11 protein-coding genes are annotated in these 15,486 nt (G+C 57.3%); 9 read left to right on the top strand and 2 right to left on the bottom strand.

The window, feature by feature from the left end; genetic code table 11:
• The first annotated feature begins 91 nt into the window (after nucleotides 1-91).
• The 6 genes from argF (at nucleotide 92) to ridA (ending at nucleotide 5,412) form a co-directional block, all read left to right on the top strand.
• Nucleotides 92-1,096 carry an ornithine carbamoyltransferase gene (gene argF / locus HX778_RS06130; protein ID WP_038478609.1) on the top strand — a complete coding sequence of 335 codons (1,005 nt, stop codon included), beginning with the start codon at nucleotides 92-94 and terminating at the stop codon, nucleotides 1,094-1,096.
• A gap of 73 nt (nucleotides 1,097-1,169) precedes the next feature.
• A complete protein-coding gene (gene arcD, locus HX778_RS06125) occupies nucleotides 1,170-2,639 on the top strand; it encodes an arginine-ornithine antiporter (protein WP_176981522.1) in 1,470 nt (489 codons plus the stop codon).
• 155 nt (nucleotides 2,640-2,794) lie between these two features.
• A complete protein-coding gene (locus HX778_RS06120; RefSeq protein ID WP_038483150.1) occupies nucleotides 2,795-3,274 on the top strand; it encodes an arginine repressor in 480 nt (159 codons plus the stop codon).
• 267 nt (nucleotides 3,275-3,541) lie between these two features.
• Nucleotides 3,542-4,474 (top strand): aspartate carbamoyltransferase, encoded by a 933-nt coding sequence (pyrB, locus tag HX778_RS06115; RefSeq protein ID WP_038478601.1) that lies wholly within the window; start codon nucleotides 3,542-3,544, stop codon nucleotides 4,472-4,474.
• A gap of 16 nt (nucleotides 4,475-4,490) precedes the next feature.
• The gene (gene pyrI / locus HX778_RS06110) at nucleotides 4,491-4,952 is read left to right on the top strand and encodes an aspartate carbamoyltransferase regulatory subunit (RefSeq protein WP_176981521.1); all 462 of its coding nucleotides are present in this window, start codon (nucleotides 4,491-4,493) and stop codon (nucleotides 4,950-4,952) included.
• Between the two features lie 73 nt (nucleotides 4,953-5,025).
• Nucleotides 5,026-5,412, top strand: a complete 387-nt coding sequence (ridA, locus tag HX778_RS06105; protein WP_038478595.1) for a 2-iminobutanoate/2-iminopropanoate deaminase — start codon at nucleotides 5,026-5,028, stop codon at nucleotides 5,410-5,412.
• A gap of 54 nt (nucleotides 5,413-5,466) precedes the next feature.
• Here ridA and HX778_RS06100 read toward each other — a convergent pair whose 3' ends face one another.
• Both HX778_RS06100 and mgtA read right to left on the bottom strand, forming a co-directional pair.
• Nucleotides 5,467-7,857 (bottom strand): beta-N-acetylhexosaminidase, encoded by a 2,391-nt coding sequence (locus tag HX778_RS06100; RefSeq protein ID WP_176981520.1) that lies wholly within the window; start codon nucleotides 7,855-7,857, stop codon nucleotides 5,467-5,469.
• A gap of 115 nt (nucleotides 7,858-7,972) precedes the next feature.
• The gene (mgtA, locus tag HX778_RS06095) at nucleotides 7,973-10,690 is read right to left on the bottom strand and encodes a magnesium-translocating P-type ATPase (RefSeq protein ID WP_176981519.1); all 2,718 of its coding nucleotides are present in this window, start codon (nucleotides 10,688-10,690) and stop codon (nucleotides 7,973-7,975) included.
• A 504-nt stretch (nucleotides 10,691-11,194) separates the two neighbouring features.
• Here mgtA and treR point away from each other — a divergent pair.
• From treR to treC, 3 genes are all read left to right on the top strand, one after another.
• On the top strand, nucleotides 11,195-12,142 hold the full coding sequence (treR, locus tag HX778_RS06090; RefSeq protein WP_176981518.1) for a trehalose operon repressor TreR: 948 nt from the start codon (nucleotides 11,195-11,197) through the stop codon (nucleotides 12,140-12,142).
• A 120-nt stretch (nucleotides 12,143-12,262) separates the two neighbouring features.
• On the top strand, nucleotides 12,263-13,681 hold the full coding sequence (treB, locus tag HX778_RS06085; RefSeq protein WP_038478582.1) for a PTS trehalose transporter subunit IIBC: 1,419 nt from the start codon (nucleotides 12,263-12,265) through the stop codon (nucleotides 13,679-13,681).
• Nucleotides 13,682-13,733: 52 nt separating this feature from the next.
• The gene (treC, locus tag HX778_RS06080) at nucleotides 13,734-15,392 is read left to right on the top strand and encodes an alpha,alpha-phosphotrehalase (RefSeq protein ID WP_176981517.1); all 1,659 of its coding nucleotides are present in this window, start codon (nucleotides 13,734-13,736) and stop codon (nucleotides 15,390-15,392) included.
• Nucleotides 15,393-15,486 lie beyond the last annotated feature (94 nt).

Below are 15,486 nucleotides of genomic sequence, written 5' to 3'. Positions count from 1 at the left end.
AAACAGAGTCGCCTGCACTTCCCCCCTCTCCCTTTTAGGGCGAGGGCCGGGGTGAGGGTCAGCAAACTATTACTCTTCAAGGATAACGAAAATGACTATCAACTTAAAAAACCGTAATTTCCTGAAACTCCTCGACTTTAAACCTGCAGAAATTCAGTACCTCATCGACCTGGCTCGTGACCTGAAGGCCGCCAAACAGGCCGGTACTGAGAAAAAAACGCTATGCGGTAAAAACATCGCGCTGATCTTCGAAAAAACCTCCACCCGTACCCGCTGCGCCTTTGAGGTCGGCGCGTTTGACCAGGGCGCGCTGGTGACCTACCTCGGGCCAAGCGGATCGCAAATCGGCCATAAAGAGTCGATGAAGGACACCGCTCGCGTGCTGGGGCGCATGTACGACGGGATTGAATACCGCGGCTATGGCCAGGACATCGTCGAAGAGCTGGGAGAATTCGCGGGCGTGCCGGTGTGGAACGGGCTGACCAATGAATTCCACCCGACCCAGATCCTCGCCGACCTGATGACCATGCTGGAACATGCGCCGGGCAAAAAACTGAAGGATCTCTCCTTCGCCTATCTCGGCGATGCCCGCAACAACATGGGCAATTCCCTGATGGTGGGTGCCGCCAAGATGGGCATGGACATTCGCCTGGTAGCGCCAAAAGCCTTCTGGCCTGAGGCGGCGCTGGTCGAACAATGCCGCGCCATCGCCAAAGAAACCGGCGGGCGCATTATGCTGACCGACAGCGTAGCGGAGGGTGTTGCGGGGGTAGATTTCCTCTACACCGACGTTTGGGTTTCGATGGGTGAACCTAAAGAAGCCTGGGCCGAACGCGTGAGCATCATGACGCCGTACCAGATTAACCAGAACGTCCTCAACGCGACCGGCAACCCGAACGTCAAGTTCATGCACTGCCTGCCCGCCTTCCACAACGAACACACCAAAGTCGGCAAAGAGATCGAAGAAACCTACGGCCTGAAGGGGCTGGAAGTGACCGAAGAGGTCTTTGAGTCAAAACACTCCATCGTCTTCGACGAAGCCGAAAACCGTATGCACACCATCAAAGCCGTGATGGTTGCCACGCTCGGCGCGTAACGCTGTCGGGCAGTGAGAACCTCTCGCTGCCCGTTTTGCCCTTATGCTGCCTGGCGCAGCGGGAGAAAAGGAAATGGCCGATGTTACCCATGAAGGTGCCACAGACACCTCCGCAAGCAGTGAGAGAAAACTCGGGCTCAGCGCGCTGGTTGCGCTGGTTATAGGCTCAATGATCGGCGGCGGCGTGTTTAGCCTGCCGCAAAACTTTGCTTCAGTAGCCTCACCCGGCGCGCTGCTGATTGGCTGGGTGATTACCGGCGTGGGCATGCTTTGCCTCGCGTTTATTTATCAGAATCTCAGCGCCCGTTGCCCCGATCTTGACGGCGGCGTTTACAGCTATGCCCGCGCCGGGTTTGGCGACTTTATCGGCTTCCAGTCCGCCTGGGGCTACTGGTTCTCCGCCTGGCTCGGCAACGTCTCTTATGCGGTGCTGCTGTTCAGCGCCATGAGCTTTTTCATCCCGGTTTTTGGCGATGGAAACAACCTGCCGTCGATTATCGGCGCCTCCATCGTGCTTTGGTTAGTTCATGCCCTGGTGCTTCGAGGAGTGCGTGAAGCCGCCTATATCAACACCATTCTTACCGTGGTGAAGGTCATTATTCTGCTGGTGTTTATCGTCGCGGTGTTGATTGCCTTCCGGATTGGCGTGTTCACGGCAGATTTCTGGGGCCGCATGATGCTGGTCGAAGGGTCACGCCCGGAGATTTTCGATCAGGTGAAAAACACCATGCTGGTGACCACCTGGGTGTTCATCGGTATTGAAGGGGCGACCGTCGTTTCCGCACGTGCCGCAAAACGTGAGGATATCGGTAAGGCCACGGTTATTGGGCTGCTGGGCGCGCTGGCGATTTACGTGCTGGTTAGCGTGCTGTCGATGGGCATTCTCGATCAGGCGAGCCTGGCCGGGCTGAAAAACCCGTCAATGGCCGGCGTGCTGGAAAGCGTGGTCGGGCCGTGGGGCGCTAAGTTCGTTGCCGGCGGGGTGATTCTTTCGGTTGCCGGGGCGCTGCTGGCCTGGACGCTGTTCGCCGCAGAATTACCGCGTGTCGCCGCTATTGACGGCATTTTCCCCAAAGTTTTTGCGAAAGAAAATGCCCGCCATTCGCCCTCATTTTCGCTGTGGATCACCAATGGCTTAATTCAGATCTTCCTGATCCTGACCCTGTTCTACGCCGCGGGCTATCAGGCGCTGTTTTCCATCGCCACCGCGGCCATTTTGCCGCCCTACCTGTTCAGCGCCGCCTACGGGTTAAAGCTGGCCTGGACCGGAGAACGCTACAAACAGGGCGAATCGCGCACCGGTGGCATTGTGCTTGGCCTGATTGCGACGGTTTACGGCTTCTGGCTCTGTTACGCCGCCGGTGACTCAATGCTGCTGAGCTCGCTGCTGTTTACGCCTGGGATTCTGGTGTTCCTGTGGCAGAAAAAGTCCCAGGGCCAACCGCTGCTGAAAAGCTATGAGCTGGCCATAGCGATTGCCATCCTGGCGCTGGCCGCGTGGACATTAAAACTGGTGATAAGCGGAAATTTACAGATATCCTGACGACATTAACGCCACATTAGTGGCGTTAAGTTCTTTAATTCAACAAATTGACGATATTTTTAAACGATAAGATCGGCAAAGGCTTTTCTATCAAACGGTTTCAGACATCCACCATGTCTGGTAACGCGCCAGCAATCAAAGGAGTGGTGAATATCATGAGGATCTCCCGACTCTCGTCCGAGAAAGAGCAGCGCCAGCTTGAGCTATGCCAGCAGCTCATCAGCCATAAGAGCTATCACTCCCAGGAGCAGCTACGTCATGACCTGAAGCAGCACGGCTTTGAAGCCATCAGCCAGTCCACCGTCTCCCGCCTGCTCAAGCTGCTGGGCGTCATCAAAATGCGTAACGCTAAAGGACAAAAGATCTATGCCCTCAGCCCGATGACCCTGCCGCAGCCGAATGCGGCACGCTCGGTGGCCGAAATGGTTATCAGCGTTGAGCACAACCGCGAGTTTGTGATGGTTCATACGGTATCCGGCTACGGCAGAGCGATAGCAAAAATACTCGATCACCACGCCATCGCCGAGATTTTAGGCGTGGTCGCCGGCAGCAGCGTCGTGTGGATTGCCCCCCGTGAGATCCGCAAAACGCCGCAGGTGCATCACCGTATTATGCGCACGCTGGGTTTAGCATAGGCTCGCCGCAACCGATTGCCGCCCCCCTAAAAAGTGTGATTTTAGCGCTTGCAGAGAACACGTACGCGCGTATAATGCGCCACAATTTGCCGGGAGGAAGCATGGTCCACTGTGTTCAAAAAAATGCCGCAGCGCGCCGTCTGAAAACAGACGCGGCAGGGCGTTTTTCTTCCCGTTGCAGCGTCGAATTTCTAAATTCCCAAATTGCTAAGGCCCCTCGTTGAGGGGCCTTTTTTTTGCCCGTCGGACCGAGAACAGGAGAGAAACATGACTAACCCGCTCTATAAAAAACACATCATTTCCATCAATGATCTCAGTCGCGAAGAACTTGAACTGGTGCTGGCAACCGCGGCAAAGCTGAAGGCTAACCCGCAGCCGGAGCTGCTGAAGCATAAGGTTATCGCCAGCTGCTTCTTTGAAGCATCCACCCGCACCCGCCTCTCTTTTGAAACCTCCATTCACCGCCTGGGCGCTTCGGTGGTGGGTTTCTCCGACAGCAGCAACACTTCGCTGGGCAAGAAAGGCGAGACGCTGGCGGATACCATTTCCGTCATCAGTACCTACGTTGACGCCATCGTGATGCGCCACCCGCAGGAAGGTGCGGCTCGCCTGGCCACCGAGTTTTCCGGTGAGATCCCTGTTCTGAACGCAGGCGACGGTGCCAACCAGCACCCAACCCAAACCCTGCTGGACCTGTTCACCATTCAGGAAACCCAGGGCCGCCTGGAAAACCTGAATATCGCCATGGTCGGTGACCTGAAATATGGCCGCACCGTGCACTCTCTGGCCCAGGCGCTGGCGAAGTTCAACGGCAACCGCTTCTACTTTATCGCCCCGGCCGCGCTGGCGATGCCGCAGTACATTCTCGATATGCTGGATGAGAAAGGGATTGCCTGGAGCCGCCATGAGTCCATCGACGACGTGGTAGGCGAGCTGGATATTCTGTACATGACCCGCGTGCAAAAAGAGCGCCTCGACCCGTCCGAGTACGCCAACGTTAAGGCGCAGTTTATCCTGCGCGCCGCCGACCTGACCGGCGCACGCAGCAACATGAAGGTGCTGCACCCGCTGCCGCGCGTGGATGAAATAACCACCGATGTAGACAGCACGCCGCACGCCTGGTATTTCCAGCAGGCAGGTAACGGCATTTTTGCTCGCCAGGCGCTGCTGGCGCTGGTTTTGAATCGCGAACTGGTTTAAGTGAGAGGACAATAAGATGACGCACGATAATAAATTGCAGGTTGAAGCCATCAAGCGCGGCACCGTTATCGACCATATTCCGGCTCAGGTTGGCTTTAAGCTGCTGACGCTGTTCCAGCTGACCAAAACCGACCAGCGCATCACCATCGGCCTGAATCTGCCGTCCCGCGAGCTGGGCCGCAAAGATCTGATTAAAATTGAGAACACCTTCCTGACCGACGAGCAGGTGAACCAGCTGGCGCTGTATGCCCCTAACGCGACGGTAAACCGCATCGACGAATACGAAGTGGTGGGTAAAAGCACCCCGAGCCTGCCGGAGCGTATCGAGAAAGTGCTGCACTGCCCGAACACCAACTGCATCAGCCACAACGAGCCGGTAGCGTCTTCGTTCGCCGTGAAGCAGCGCGCCGACGATATCAGCCTGAAGTGCAAATATTGCGAGAAAGAGTTCGCCCGTCACGTCGTGCTGGCAGATTAACGACCGACTAATGACAAGCAAGCTCCCATCCCTATAATGGGCGGGAGTTTATATCCAATACTAAGGAGAAAGTATGTCACGTACGCTTAGCACGGAAAACGCACCGGCCGCTATCGGTCCTTATGTTCAGGGCGTAGATCTTGGCAGCATGATCATCACCTCCGGGCAGATCCCGGTTAATCCAAAAACCGGCGAAGTGCCGGAAGACGTAGCCGCTCAGGCTCGTCAGTCCCTCGAAAACGTGCAGGCTATCGTTGAGTCCGCGGGCCTGAAAGTTGGCGATATCGTAAAAACCACCGTGTTCGTTAAAGATCTGAACGATTTCGCGACCGTTAACGCTACCTACGAAGCCTTCTTCAACGAGCATAAAGCGACCTTCCCGGCTCGCTCCTGCGTGGAAGTGGCTCGTCTGCCTAAAGACGTGAAAATCGAAATCGAAGCTATCGCCGTTCGCCGCTAATTCGCCGCAGCGCTTTTGCTTCTGGCCCCGCTTTCGCGGGGCTACTTTATTGCCTTACTTCACAACGGCCCGCAGCAGTTTTTCCAGCGGATAAACCGCCGCAATCACCACTTCATCTCGAGTCTGCGCCGCAGCATCCAGCTGAGCCTGAATGGCCTTAAGCTCGTCATCGTTGAGCGATCCTTGCTTCGCTACCAGATCCGTCAGCCTTAAGCCCAGCCCGGCAAGCTTATCCACATCTTCGGCAACCGGCTTGAGCGGCTTCAGCACGTAATTGCCGTCGATCAGCGCCAGTACGTCCGGGGTATTGCTCTGCCAGCGAGAGAAGATATGGCGCAGCGCCTCCGCGCTGTTGCTGTCTTCCGGGTCGGCAATCAGTTTATCCACCCAGCTATTAATTGCCCTCACCTGACCGCTTTCTGCCCCCAACGCGTCGGCAAAGCGGTTCAGCGGCTCAAAGTGATTGTAGTTTCCGGCCTGGAACTTGAGGTGTTGACGCGTGTAATACTGCGCGGGTTCAATCGCCTGAGCGAGGATCTGCAGCGGCATGATCTCCGGCGTACCGGCAAGGCGCGTCAGCTGAGTGACGGATTCGGTGTGCTGACGCAGGCCAACGGACACCGTCGACCAGGCGTCAATCGCCTGCATACGCTGGTACATGTTGTCGACGTCGGTTACGTCTTTCGCCGACCACTGGCGCTCGGCTACCGCAAAGGTACGCGGCCACAGCTTGATATCCAGCAGCGGAGAAATGATGTTTTCCGCCCACAGGGCCGCTTCGCCGCCGAGAATATTGCTCATCTGCGCTTCGGTCGGCACCACAGGTTGCTTGCCGTCCGGAACACCTTCCAGCTTCTGCCCGGTGGCCGGATAGCGCACGTTGCCCACGAGGAAGTAGCCGCTAAGCTTGTCGTTTTCCACCGTCACAACCGGGCGAGTTTCCCCCATCCAGGTATCCACCGTGAAGGTCACCTGGGTTGGGCTCAGCCATTTCACATCGTGAACCGCGCGGCGGGATTTGCCCTTGAAGTCGATAAACCCGCGCCAGCCGCCGTCGTTTTTCACCAGCGTGAAGCTGCCTTCCACCGCGCTGCCTTTCAGGCGAGGCATGCTGAAGAACCAGCTTTGCGCGCTGTCGGCTTCGCTAATATGATCCACGCCGTTCAGCCCCACCGGCAGCACTTCATTGCGGTAGTGGTAGGCGGTTGACTGAGGCTGGTCGAGATAAAAGCCCGTCGACAAAATGCCTTTGTAGCCGTTAGCCGCGATCGCGCCCAGCGAGTCCTGCCCCTGCCAGGACTGGATCAAAATGTTTTTCGGCAGATCCGGGTGATAAATCTCGTCCCAGCCCATCATCTGACGCTTATGTTTTTCGAGGATCTTCTCCAGCCGCTGGTTGAAATAGGTTTGCAGCGCGTGGGAGTCCGCCAGATTATGCTGCTTCATAAACTGCTGGATGGCGGCGTTTTCTTTCCACTGGCTGTCATCTACCTCATCACCGCCGATATGTAGATAACTGTCCGGGAAAATAGCGGTAACTTCGCCAATTAGCGTATCCACAAACTTATAGGCGGCTTCGTTAGCCGGGTTCAGCAGCGGTTTCAGAACGCCCCAGTTGCGCTCCATCTGGTAAGGCCCCGGCGCGCTCATCAGCTCCGGATAAGCCACCGCCAGCGCTGAGCCGTGCCCAGGCAAGTCAATTTCCGGCACCACGCGAATGCCCAGCGATGTGGCATAGCGCACAACCTGCTTCATCTGCGCCTGAGTGTAGAACTGCCCGTCGCTCGCCAGCTGCTGTAACTTCGGATAATGAGTGGAAGCGAAACGCCAGCCCTGATCATCCGTCAGGTGCCAGTGGAAAACGTTCAGCTTGGCGGCGGCCATGCCGTCCAGCTGGCGCAGAATGTCGTTCACCGGCATAAAGTGGCGGGCCGAGTCGAGCAGCAGCCCACGCCAGGGGAAGCGCGGTACATCTTTAATGTCTACATAAGGAATCGACGTATTCTGCGGGCCATTTTGAATCAGCTGCAGCACGGTTTCCATGCCGCGCATCGCCCCAAAGCGCGTGTTCGCGGTGAGCTTTACTCCCTCTGCGGTGACGCTTAGCGCATAGCTTTCGTCGCTGTCGGCTTTAGGCAGCGGATCGACTACTTGTTTGATTTGGATAGCAATCGTGGGTTTCGCCGGCTGCGTGACGGCAGGCTGTAGCTGCCAGCCGGTTTGCAGGCTAATGCGCTGACGCCAGCGATCGACGGCCCCGTCCAGCTTGTCGCCGCTAATGGCGATAGAAACAGCGTTAGTCAGCGGCAGGCTGCCCTGCGTTGCCGGAAGCTCGACCTGCTGCGGCCAGGGCATGAGCGGTAAGTCCCCTGCCGGAGTGGCGTGTGCCTGGCAGGCAACGGCGATACCTGCGGCCAGCAGGCTAAAACGAAGCGATTTGAACATGAGTAATCCTTTCACGTGACGGGCCAGAAAATAGCAAAAACAATCTGTTATCACGTGAAGGATTTTTCAGCAAGGCGGCGGCGAGATGTGGATCACATCTCGCCATTTTTTGAGATTACTGCCAGCCGTAGCGGCGGCTGTAGAAGCCTTTCACGGCCTGGGTCAGCATCACGTAGCCCGCCAGAATAACCACCAGCAGCGGGAAGTAGCTCAGCGGCAGCGCCTGCAGGTGCAGGTACTCAGCCAGCGGTGAGAACGGCAGCGCAATCCCCAGCGCCATCACCAGCAGCGTCATCATCATCAGCGGCCACGCCGGGCGGCTTTGCAGGAACGGAATACGGCGGGTACGGATCATGTGCACAATCAGGGTTTGCGACAGCAGGCCTTCCACGAACCAGCCGGACTGGAACAGCGTTTGCGCCTCCGGGGTATTCGCTTTGAAAATCCACCACATCACGCCGAAGGTGACGATGTCGAAGATGGAGCTGAGCGGCCCGAAGAACACCATAAAGCGGCCCAGGTCGGCCGGGTTCCAGCGCTGCGGCTGTTTGATTTGCTCATCGTCGACGTTATCAAACGGAATCGCCACCTGAGAGACATCGTACATCAGGTTCTGGATCAGCAGGTGAATCGGCAGCATCGGCAGGAACGGCAGGAAAGCGCTGGCCACCAGCACGCTGAAGACGTTACCGAAGTTGGAGCTGGCGGTCATTTTGATGTATTTGAGCATGTTGGCGAAGGTACGACGACCTTCGATAACGCCCTCTTCCAGCACCATCAGGCTTTTTTCCAGCAGAATAATGTCGGCGGCTTCACGGGCGATATCCACCGCGCCGTCTACGGAAATACCGATATCCGCCGCACGCAGGGCCGGGGCATCGTTAATGCCGTCGCCCATAAAGCCCACCACGTGGCCTTCACCGCGCAGCAGGCGAACGATGCGCTCTTTGTGCATCGGCGTCAGGCGGGCAAACAGCGTGGTTTGCAGCGCAACGCGCGCCAGCTCGTCATCGCTCATCTCTTCGATGTCGCTGCCGACGATCAGGTCGCCGACTTCCAGCCCGACTTCACGGCACACTTTCGCCGCGACCAGCTCGCTGTCGCCGGTCAGGATTTTTACCGCAATGCCGCTGGCTTTCAGCGCTTTTAACGCCGGTGCGGTGGTTTCTTTCGGCGGATCGAGGAAGGCAATGTAGCCTTCGAGGATCAGGTCTGACTCATCCACGCGGCTGTAGTCTGCGCTGCGGGCAGGCAGGAATTTGGTGGCGACGGCAACCACGCGCAGGCCCTGGCTGTTCAGCGAGTCGGTCACGCTGCGAATGCGTTTCAGCATCCCTTCGCTGAGCGGAACAATCTCGTCGCCGTGGCGCACGTGAGTACAAACGTTGAGGATCTCCTGCAGCGCGCCTTTGCAGATAAGCTGATGCACGTCTGACTGCTCGGAGACCACAACCGACATGCGGCGGCGGTCAAAGTCGAAGGGGATTTCATCTATTTTGTGCCAGCGGGCAACCGCCGTGCGGGCGTGGTCGGCATCAACGCCTTCAAGTACCGCCACGTCCAGCAGGTTTTTGAGCCCGGTTTGGTAGTGGCTGTTCAGCCAGGCGGTGTGCAGCACGCGATCGCTTTGCTCGCCGAAGATATCGGTGTGGGTTTCCAGCACGATGCGGTCCTGGGTCAGGGTACCGGTTTTATCGGTACACAGGATGTCCATCGCGCCGAAGTTCTGGATAGCGTCGAGGTGCTTCACAATGACTTTTTGTTTCGACAGCTTCACCGCCCCGCGCGCCAGCGTGGAGGTGACGATCATCGGCAGCATTTCCGGCGTCAGGCCGACGGCAACGGAGAGTGAGAACAGCGCCGCTTCCCACCAGTCGCCTTTGGTGAAGCCGTTGATCAGCAGTACCACCGGCACCATCACCAGCATAAAGCGGATCAGCAGCCAGCTAACGCGACTGATCCCACGCTGGAAGGCGTTAGGCTCGCTTTCCTGCTGGGTGACCCGCCCGGCCAACTGCCCGAACCAGGTGTTACCGCCGGTGGCGATAATCATAGCCAGCGCCGTGCCGCTGACGACGTTGGTGCCCATAAAGCAGAGGTTGTCGCACTCCAGCGGGTTGTGCTGATCGTGCTGGCGGCTGACGGCCACTTTCTCGACCGGCAGCGACTCCCCGGTCAGCGAAGCCTGCGCCACAAACAGGTCACGCGCCTGCATAACGCGCAGGTCGGCTGGGATCATGTCGCCTGCGGCAAGCTTGACGATATCCCCCGGCACCAGCTGGTCCAGCGGGACTTCTACGTAGGCATATTCACCCTGTTCGTTGATAACGCGCAGCACGGTGGCGGTGTTGCTGACCATCGCCTTGAGCGCATCCGCCGCACGGGTGGAGCGGGTTTCCTGAATGAAGTTCAGCAGCGTGGAAATCACCACCATCAGGGCGATAACGCTTGCGCCAAACAGGTCGTCTTCCGTGGCGTAGGAGAAAATCCCCAGCGCCGTTAGCAGCAGGTTGAACGGGTTGCGGTAGCAAACCCAAAGGTGCACAAACCACGGGGAAGGTTTCTGCGCCGGGATCTGGTTCAGGCCGTGAGCTTCGCGCGCCTTTTCCACTTCGCGCTCGTTGAGCCCTTCCGGATGGCTGCCAAACTCAATATAGAGCTGCTCTTCGCTGGCGGCGGCATATTTCAGGCAGGCCTGAGTCAGCGTCGCCGGAATGTCTGCGGCTTTGGCCACGACGTTGCCGTCGGGCATAGGATCGCGCTGCACCAGGCGGCGAGGCAGGTGGCGGCTCAGCTGGGACATCAGCTGACGGGTGAGGTTTTTAAATTGCATAAACGTCCTTAGCACCGTCATGAGCGGTACCTAAGTTTCCTGCAGGCGCAACAAAGCTGCACCAGGCAGGAGAGCATCAACAAGCAGGGACGTATAAAGAGGGGGTCGTCACTGCCTTACAAAACCGGTAAGGCAGCGGGCGTTAACCTGTGGCTTACCGGAAAATTCCTGTTATTTCAGGGTGAGGACTGGGATCGGGTTCCATGTCATCTCCGGTAGCGTTGAAAGATAAATAGCATTACGCCTTCTGGCATAATGAGAATGCCCGGTATACTACGCCCGTGAAACTAAACCTTTTGTAAACCAGATTTTGCCCATCGTGGGAACGGGATACTGAGTTAAAATTTTACTCTTACTAAGTATATTCTAAATAATCAGGATTACAGGTTGGTGGCAAACGAGTGACAATCACTGCGCTCGTGGCCCTAAAGAAGCGGCACTCGCCGCCAGGCCTGATGAAGAACGAGCTTTTTTGCACCGTGACCGCCAGGAAAAAGAACTGCTATGCAAACTCGCCTTACCATTAAAGATATCGCCCGCCTCAGCGGCGTTGGGAAATCTACCGTTTCTCGCGTATTGAACAATGAAAGCGGCGTCAGCGCCCGCACGCGTGAACGGGTTGAAGCGGTGATGCAGCAGCACGAGTTCTCCCCTTCCCGCTCGGCGCGCGCCATGCGTGGGCAAAGCGATAAAGTTGTCGCCATTATTGTCACCCGTCTGGACTCCCTGTCGGAAAACCTGGCGGTGCAAACCATGCTGCCGTCTCTTTACGAGCAGGGTTACGATCCCATCATGATGGAAAGCCAGTTTTCGCCGGACATGGTTGAAGAACACCTCGGCATGCTGCGCCGTCGCAACATTGACGGCGTGATTCTGTTTGGCTTCACCGGCATCGACGAGAAAATCCTGCAGCCCTGGCGCTCCACGCTGGTGCTGATGGCGCGAGACGCCAGCGGCTTCGCCTCGGTGTGTTATGACGATGAAGGCGCCATTCAGATCCTGATGTCGACGCTTTACCAGCAGGGCCACCGCGACATCAGCTTCCTCGGCGTGCCCCACGGGGACGTAACCACCGGCTACCGCCGTCATCAGGCTTATCTCGCTTTTTGCCGTGACCACGATATTGCCCCTAATGCCGCCCTGCCGGGCCTGGCCATGAAGCAGGGTTACGACCACGTTGTTGAAGTGCTGACCCCGAAAACCACCGCCCTGCTGTGCGCCACCGACACCCTGGCGCTGGGCGCGAGCAAGTATCTCCAGCAGCAAAACCTCAGCGAGATCAAGCTGGCGAGCGTGGGCAACACGCCGCTGATGAAGTTTCTGCATCCTGAAATTATTACCGTCGACCCAGGCTATGCCGAAGCCGGTCGCGCCGCGGCTTTACAGCTGATCGGGCAGATCTCCCAGGGCCAACAGCTGCGGCAAATCGTCGTCCCAAGCCACCTGCAATAAAACCTCCCCTAAGCGGGATTTTGTGATCTTCGCCCGATTTCGGGAACGTTCCCATTTTCGTAAAATAGATTCCCGGCTACCCTTACTACAGGTCATTACCTCCTACCCAGGGTGTTACTTATGAGCAAAGTAAAACAACAAGACATCGATAAACTGATCGAACTGGTTGGCGGACGCGAGAATATCGCCACCGTCAGCCACTGTATTACCCGACTGCGTTTTGTACTGAACCATCCCGAAAATGCCCATCCTAAAGAGATCGAAAACCTGCCAATGGTGAAAGGCTGCTTTACCAACGCCGGCCAGTTCCAGGTGGTTATCGGTACCGATGTGGATGATTATTACAAAGCGTTGATTGCCACTACCGGGCTCGACTCCGCCGACAAAGAGCAGGCCAAAACGGCGGCCCGCCAAAACATGAAATGGCACGAACAGCTGATCTCGCACTTCGCGGAGATCTTCTTCCCGCTGCTGCCAGCGCTGATAAGCGGGGGTTTGATCCTCGGCTTCCGTAACGTGATTGGCGACCTGCCGATGAGCAACGGGGAAACCCTTGCCCAGATGTATCCGGCGCTGAAAACCGTGTACGACTTCCTGTGGCTGATTGGCGAGGCTATCTTCTTCTATCTGCCGGTGGGTATCTGCTGGTCTGCGGTGAAGAAAATGGGCGGGACGCCGATCCTCGGCATCGTGCTGGGCGTCACGCTGGTGTCACCGCAGCTGATGAACGCCTATGAGCTTGGCAGCAAGATCCCGGAAGTGTGGAACTTCGGCTGGTTCACCATCGAGAAAGTCGGCTACCAGGCACAGGTTATTCCTGCGCTGCTGGCGGGCCTGGCGCTCGGCTTCATTGAAACACGCATGAAACGCATCGTGCCGGATTACCTTTACCTGGTTATCGTGCCGGTCTGCTCGCTGATCCTCGCCGTATTCCTGGCGCACACCGTGATTGGGCCATTCGGCCGCATGATCGGTGACGGCGTTGCCTTCGCGGTTCGTCACCTGATGACCGGCAGCTTCGCCCCTGTTGGCGCCGCGCTGTTTGGCTTCCTGTATGCACCGCTGGTTATCACCGGCGTTCACCAGACCACGCTTGCCATCGACATGCAGATGATTCAGAGCATGGGCGGCACGCCGGTCTGGCCGCTGATTGCGCTGTCTAACATCGCGCAGGCTTCTGCGGTTGTCGGCATCATTATCTGCAGCCGCAAGCAAAACGAGCGTGAAATCTCCGTCCCGGCGGCTATCTCTGCCTACCTCGGCGTCACCGAGCCGGCGATGTACGGTATCAATCTGAAGTATCACTTCCCGATGCTGTGCGCGATGGTAGGTTCCGGCCTGGCCGGCCTGCTGTGCGGACTGAACGGGGTCATGGCAAACGGCATCGGCGTTGGTGGCCTGCCGGGTATTCTGTCCATTCAGCCTAAGTTCTGGGGCATCTACGCTATTGCGATTGTTATTGCAGTCATCGTACCTATTGTTCTGACATCTGTGGTGTATAAGCGCAAATTACGTCAGGGCACATTGTTGGTGGTTTAATTCGATTTACCGGGGGGCAGCAATGCCCCCCTTCAGCTAGCAGGAATTCGTTATGAATATCACTCCTCCTTGGTGGCAGACCGGCGTCATCTATCAGATTTACCCGAAGAGTTTCCAGGACACGACCGGCAGCGGTACCGGCGATCTGAAAGGCGTGATTAAGCGTCTGGATTACCTCAAGACGCTGGGCGTCGACGCCCTCTGGATTACGCCGTTTTATGTCTCACCTCAGATAGATAACGGTTACGACGTAGCCAACTACTGCGCCATCGACCCAACTTACGGCACGCTGGAAGACTTCGACTTACTGGTCGCTGAAGCCCACCAGCGCGGCATTCGGCTGGTGCTCGATATGGTGTTCAACCACACCTCTACCGAGCACGACTGGTTTAAGCAGGCACAGGATAAACACAGCCCGTATCGCGAGTTCTATATCTGGCGCGACGGCACGCCGGATGTTCTGCCGAATAACTGGCGTTCGAAGTTTGGCGGCAACGCCTGGCAGTGGCAGGCGGAAACCGGGCAGTATTACCTGCACCTGTTCGCCCCCGAGCAGGCCGATCTCAACTGGGAGAACCCGGAGGTTCGCGCCGAACTGAAAAAGGTCTGTGAGTTCTGGGCCAACCGCGGAGTGGACGGCCTGCGTCTCGACGTGATTAACCTGATCTCCAAAGATCAGCAGTTCCCGAACGACGTTGACGGAGGTGATGGCCGCCGTTTTTACACCGACGGACCGCGCGTTCATGAGTACCTGCAGGAATTCAGCCGCGATGCCTTTAAGCCGCTCGGCCTGATGACCGTCGGCGAGATGTCCTCCACCTCGCTGGATAACTGCCAGAAATATGGCGCCCTCGACGGCAGCGAGCTGTCGATGACCTTTAACTTCCACCACCTGAAGGTCGACTATCCGGGCGGCGAGAAATGGACGCTGGCAAAACCAGATTACGTGGAGCTGAAGTCCATTTTCAACCACTGGCAGCAGGGCATGCACAACGTGGCCTGGAACGCGCTGTTCTGGTGTAACCACGACCAGCCACGCATTGTTTCCCGTTTTGGTCACGAAGGCGAGCTGCGCACAACGTCGGCGAAAATGCTGGCGATGGTGCTGCACGGCATGCAGGGTACGCCGTACATCTACCAGGGCGAAGAGATTGGGATGACCAACCCGCATTTCTCCAGCATCGATCAGTATCGCGATGTGGAAAGCCTCAATATGTTTGCCGAGCTGCGCACGCTTGGGCGCGACAGCGACACGCTGATGTCTATTCTCGCCAGCAAGTCACGCGACAACAGCCGCACGCCGATGCAGTGGGATGCGGGCAACAATGCAGGCTTTAGCGAAGGCACGCCGTGGATTGGCCTGTGCGATAACTACCAGACGGTCAACGCCGAAACGGCGCTGAAAGACAGCGACTCGGTGTTCTATACCTACCAGCGGCTGATCAAGCTGCGTAAGGCTGAGCCGGTGCTGACCTGGGGTGACTATCAGGATCTGCTTCCGGAGCATCCGCTGGTGTGGAGCTACAGCCGGCAACACGAAGGGCAAACGCTGGTGGTTGCCGCTAACCTCAGCGGTGAAGCACAGTGGCTGCAGCTGGAAGGCCATGACGGTGAATGGGAAGTGCTGATGAGTAACTACTCTGACGCCGCCGCTAAGCCGGGCGAGATGAGCCTGAGGCCGTTTGAGGCGGTGTACTGGGTTAAGCGTTAACCTGGTACTTGCTCTATTTATGCAGAGCAGGCGAATATTCCGTTCACTTCAAATACAGTTTCACATGCCGCCATCGAACCGGTGAACGTCTCGG

This window comes from Cedecea sp. P7760 (assembly GCF_013386425.1).
Taxonomy (GTDB): domain Bacteria; phylum Pseudomonadota; class Gammaproteobacteria; order Enterobacterales; family Enterobacteriaceae; genus Cedecea; species Cedecea selenatireducens.
The sequence above is the reverse complement of the archived record's forward strand: the minus strand, read 5'-3'. Positions and strand labels throughout refer to the sequence as shown.

Bases quoted from the DNA above. Each gene is read 5' to 3' on its own strand.
- argF (WP_038478609.1), top strand. From the start codon at position 92: ATGACTATCAACTTAAAAAACCGTAATTTCCTGAAACTCCTCGACTTT.
- arcD (WP_176981522.1), top strand. From the start codon at position 1,170: ATGGCCGATGTTACCCATGAAGGTGCCACAGACACCTCCGCAAGCAGT.
- HX778_RS06120 (WP_038483150.1), top strand. From the start codon at position 2,795: ATGAGGATCTCCCGACTCTCGTCCGAGAAAGAGCAGCGCCAGCTTGAG.
- pyrB (WP_038478601.1), top strand. From the start codon at position 3,542: ATGACTAACCCGCTCTATAAAAAACACATCATTTCCATCAATGATCTC.
- pyrI (WP_176981521.1), top strand. From the start codon at position 4,491: ATGACGCACGATAATAAATTGCAGGTTGAAGCCATCAAGCGCGGCACC.
- ridA (WP_038478595.1), top strand. From the start codon at position 5,026: ATGTCACGTACGCTTAGCACGGAAAACGCACCGGCCGCTATCGGTCCT.
- HX778_RS06100 (WP_176981520.1), bottom strand. From the start codon at position 7,857: ATGTTCAAATCGCTTCGTTTTAGCCTGCTGGCCGCAGGTATCGCCGTT.
- mgtA (WP_176981519.1), bottom strand. From the start codon at position 10,690: ATGCAATTTAAAAACCTCACCCGTCAGCTGATGTCCCAGCTGAGCCGC.
- treR (WP_176981518.1), top strand. From the start codon at position 11,195: ATGCAAACTCGCCTTACCATTAAAGATATCGCCCGCCTCAGCGGCGTT.
- treB (WP_038478582.1), top strand. From the start codon at position 12,263: ATGAGCAAAGTAAAACAACAAGACATCGATAAACTGATCGAACTGGTT.
- treC (WP_176981517.1), top strand. From the start codon at position 13,734: ATGAATATCACTCCTCCTTGGTGGCAGACCGGCGTCATCTATCAGATT.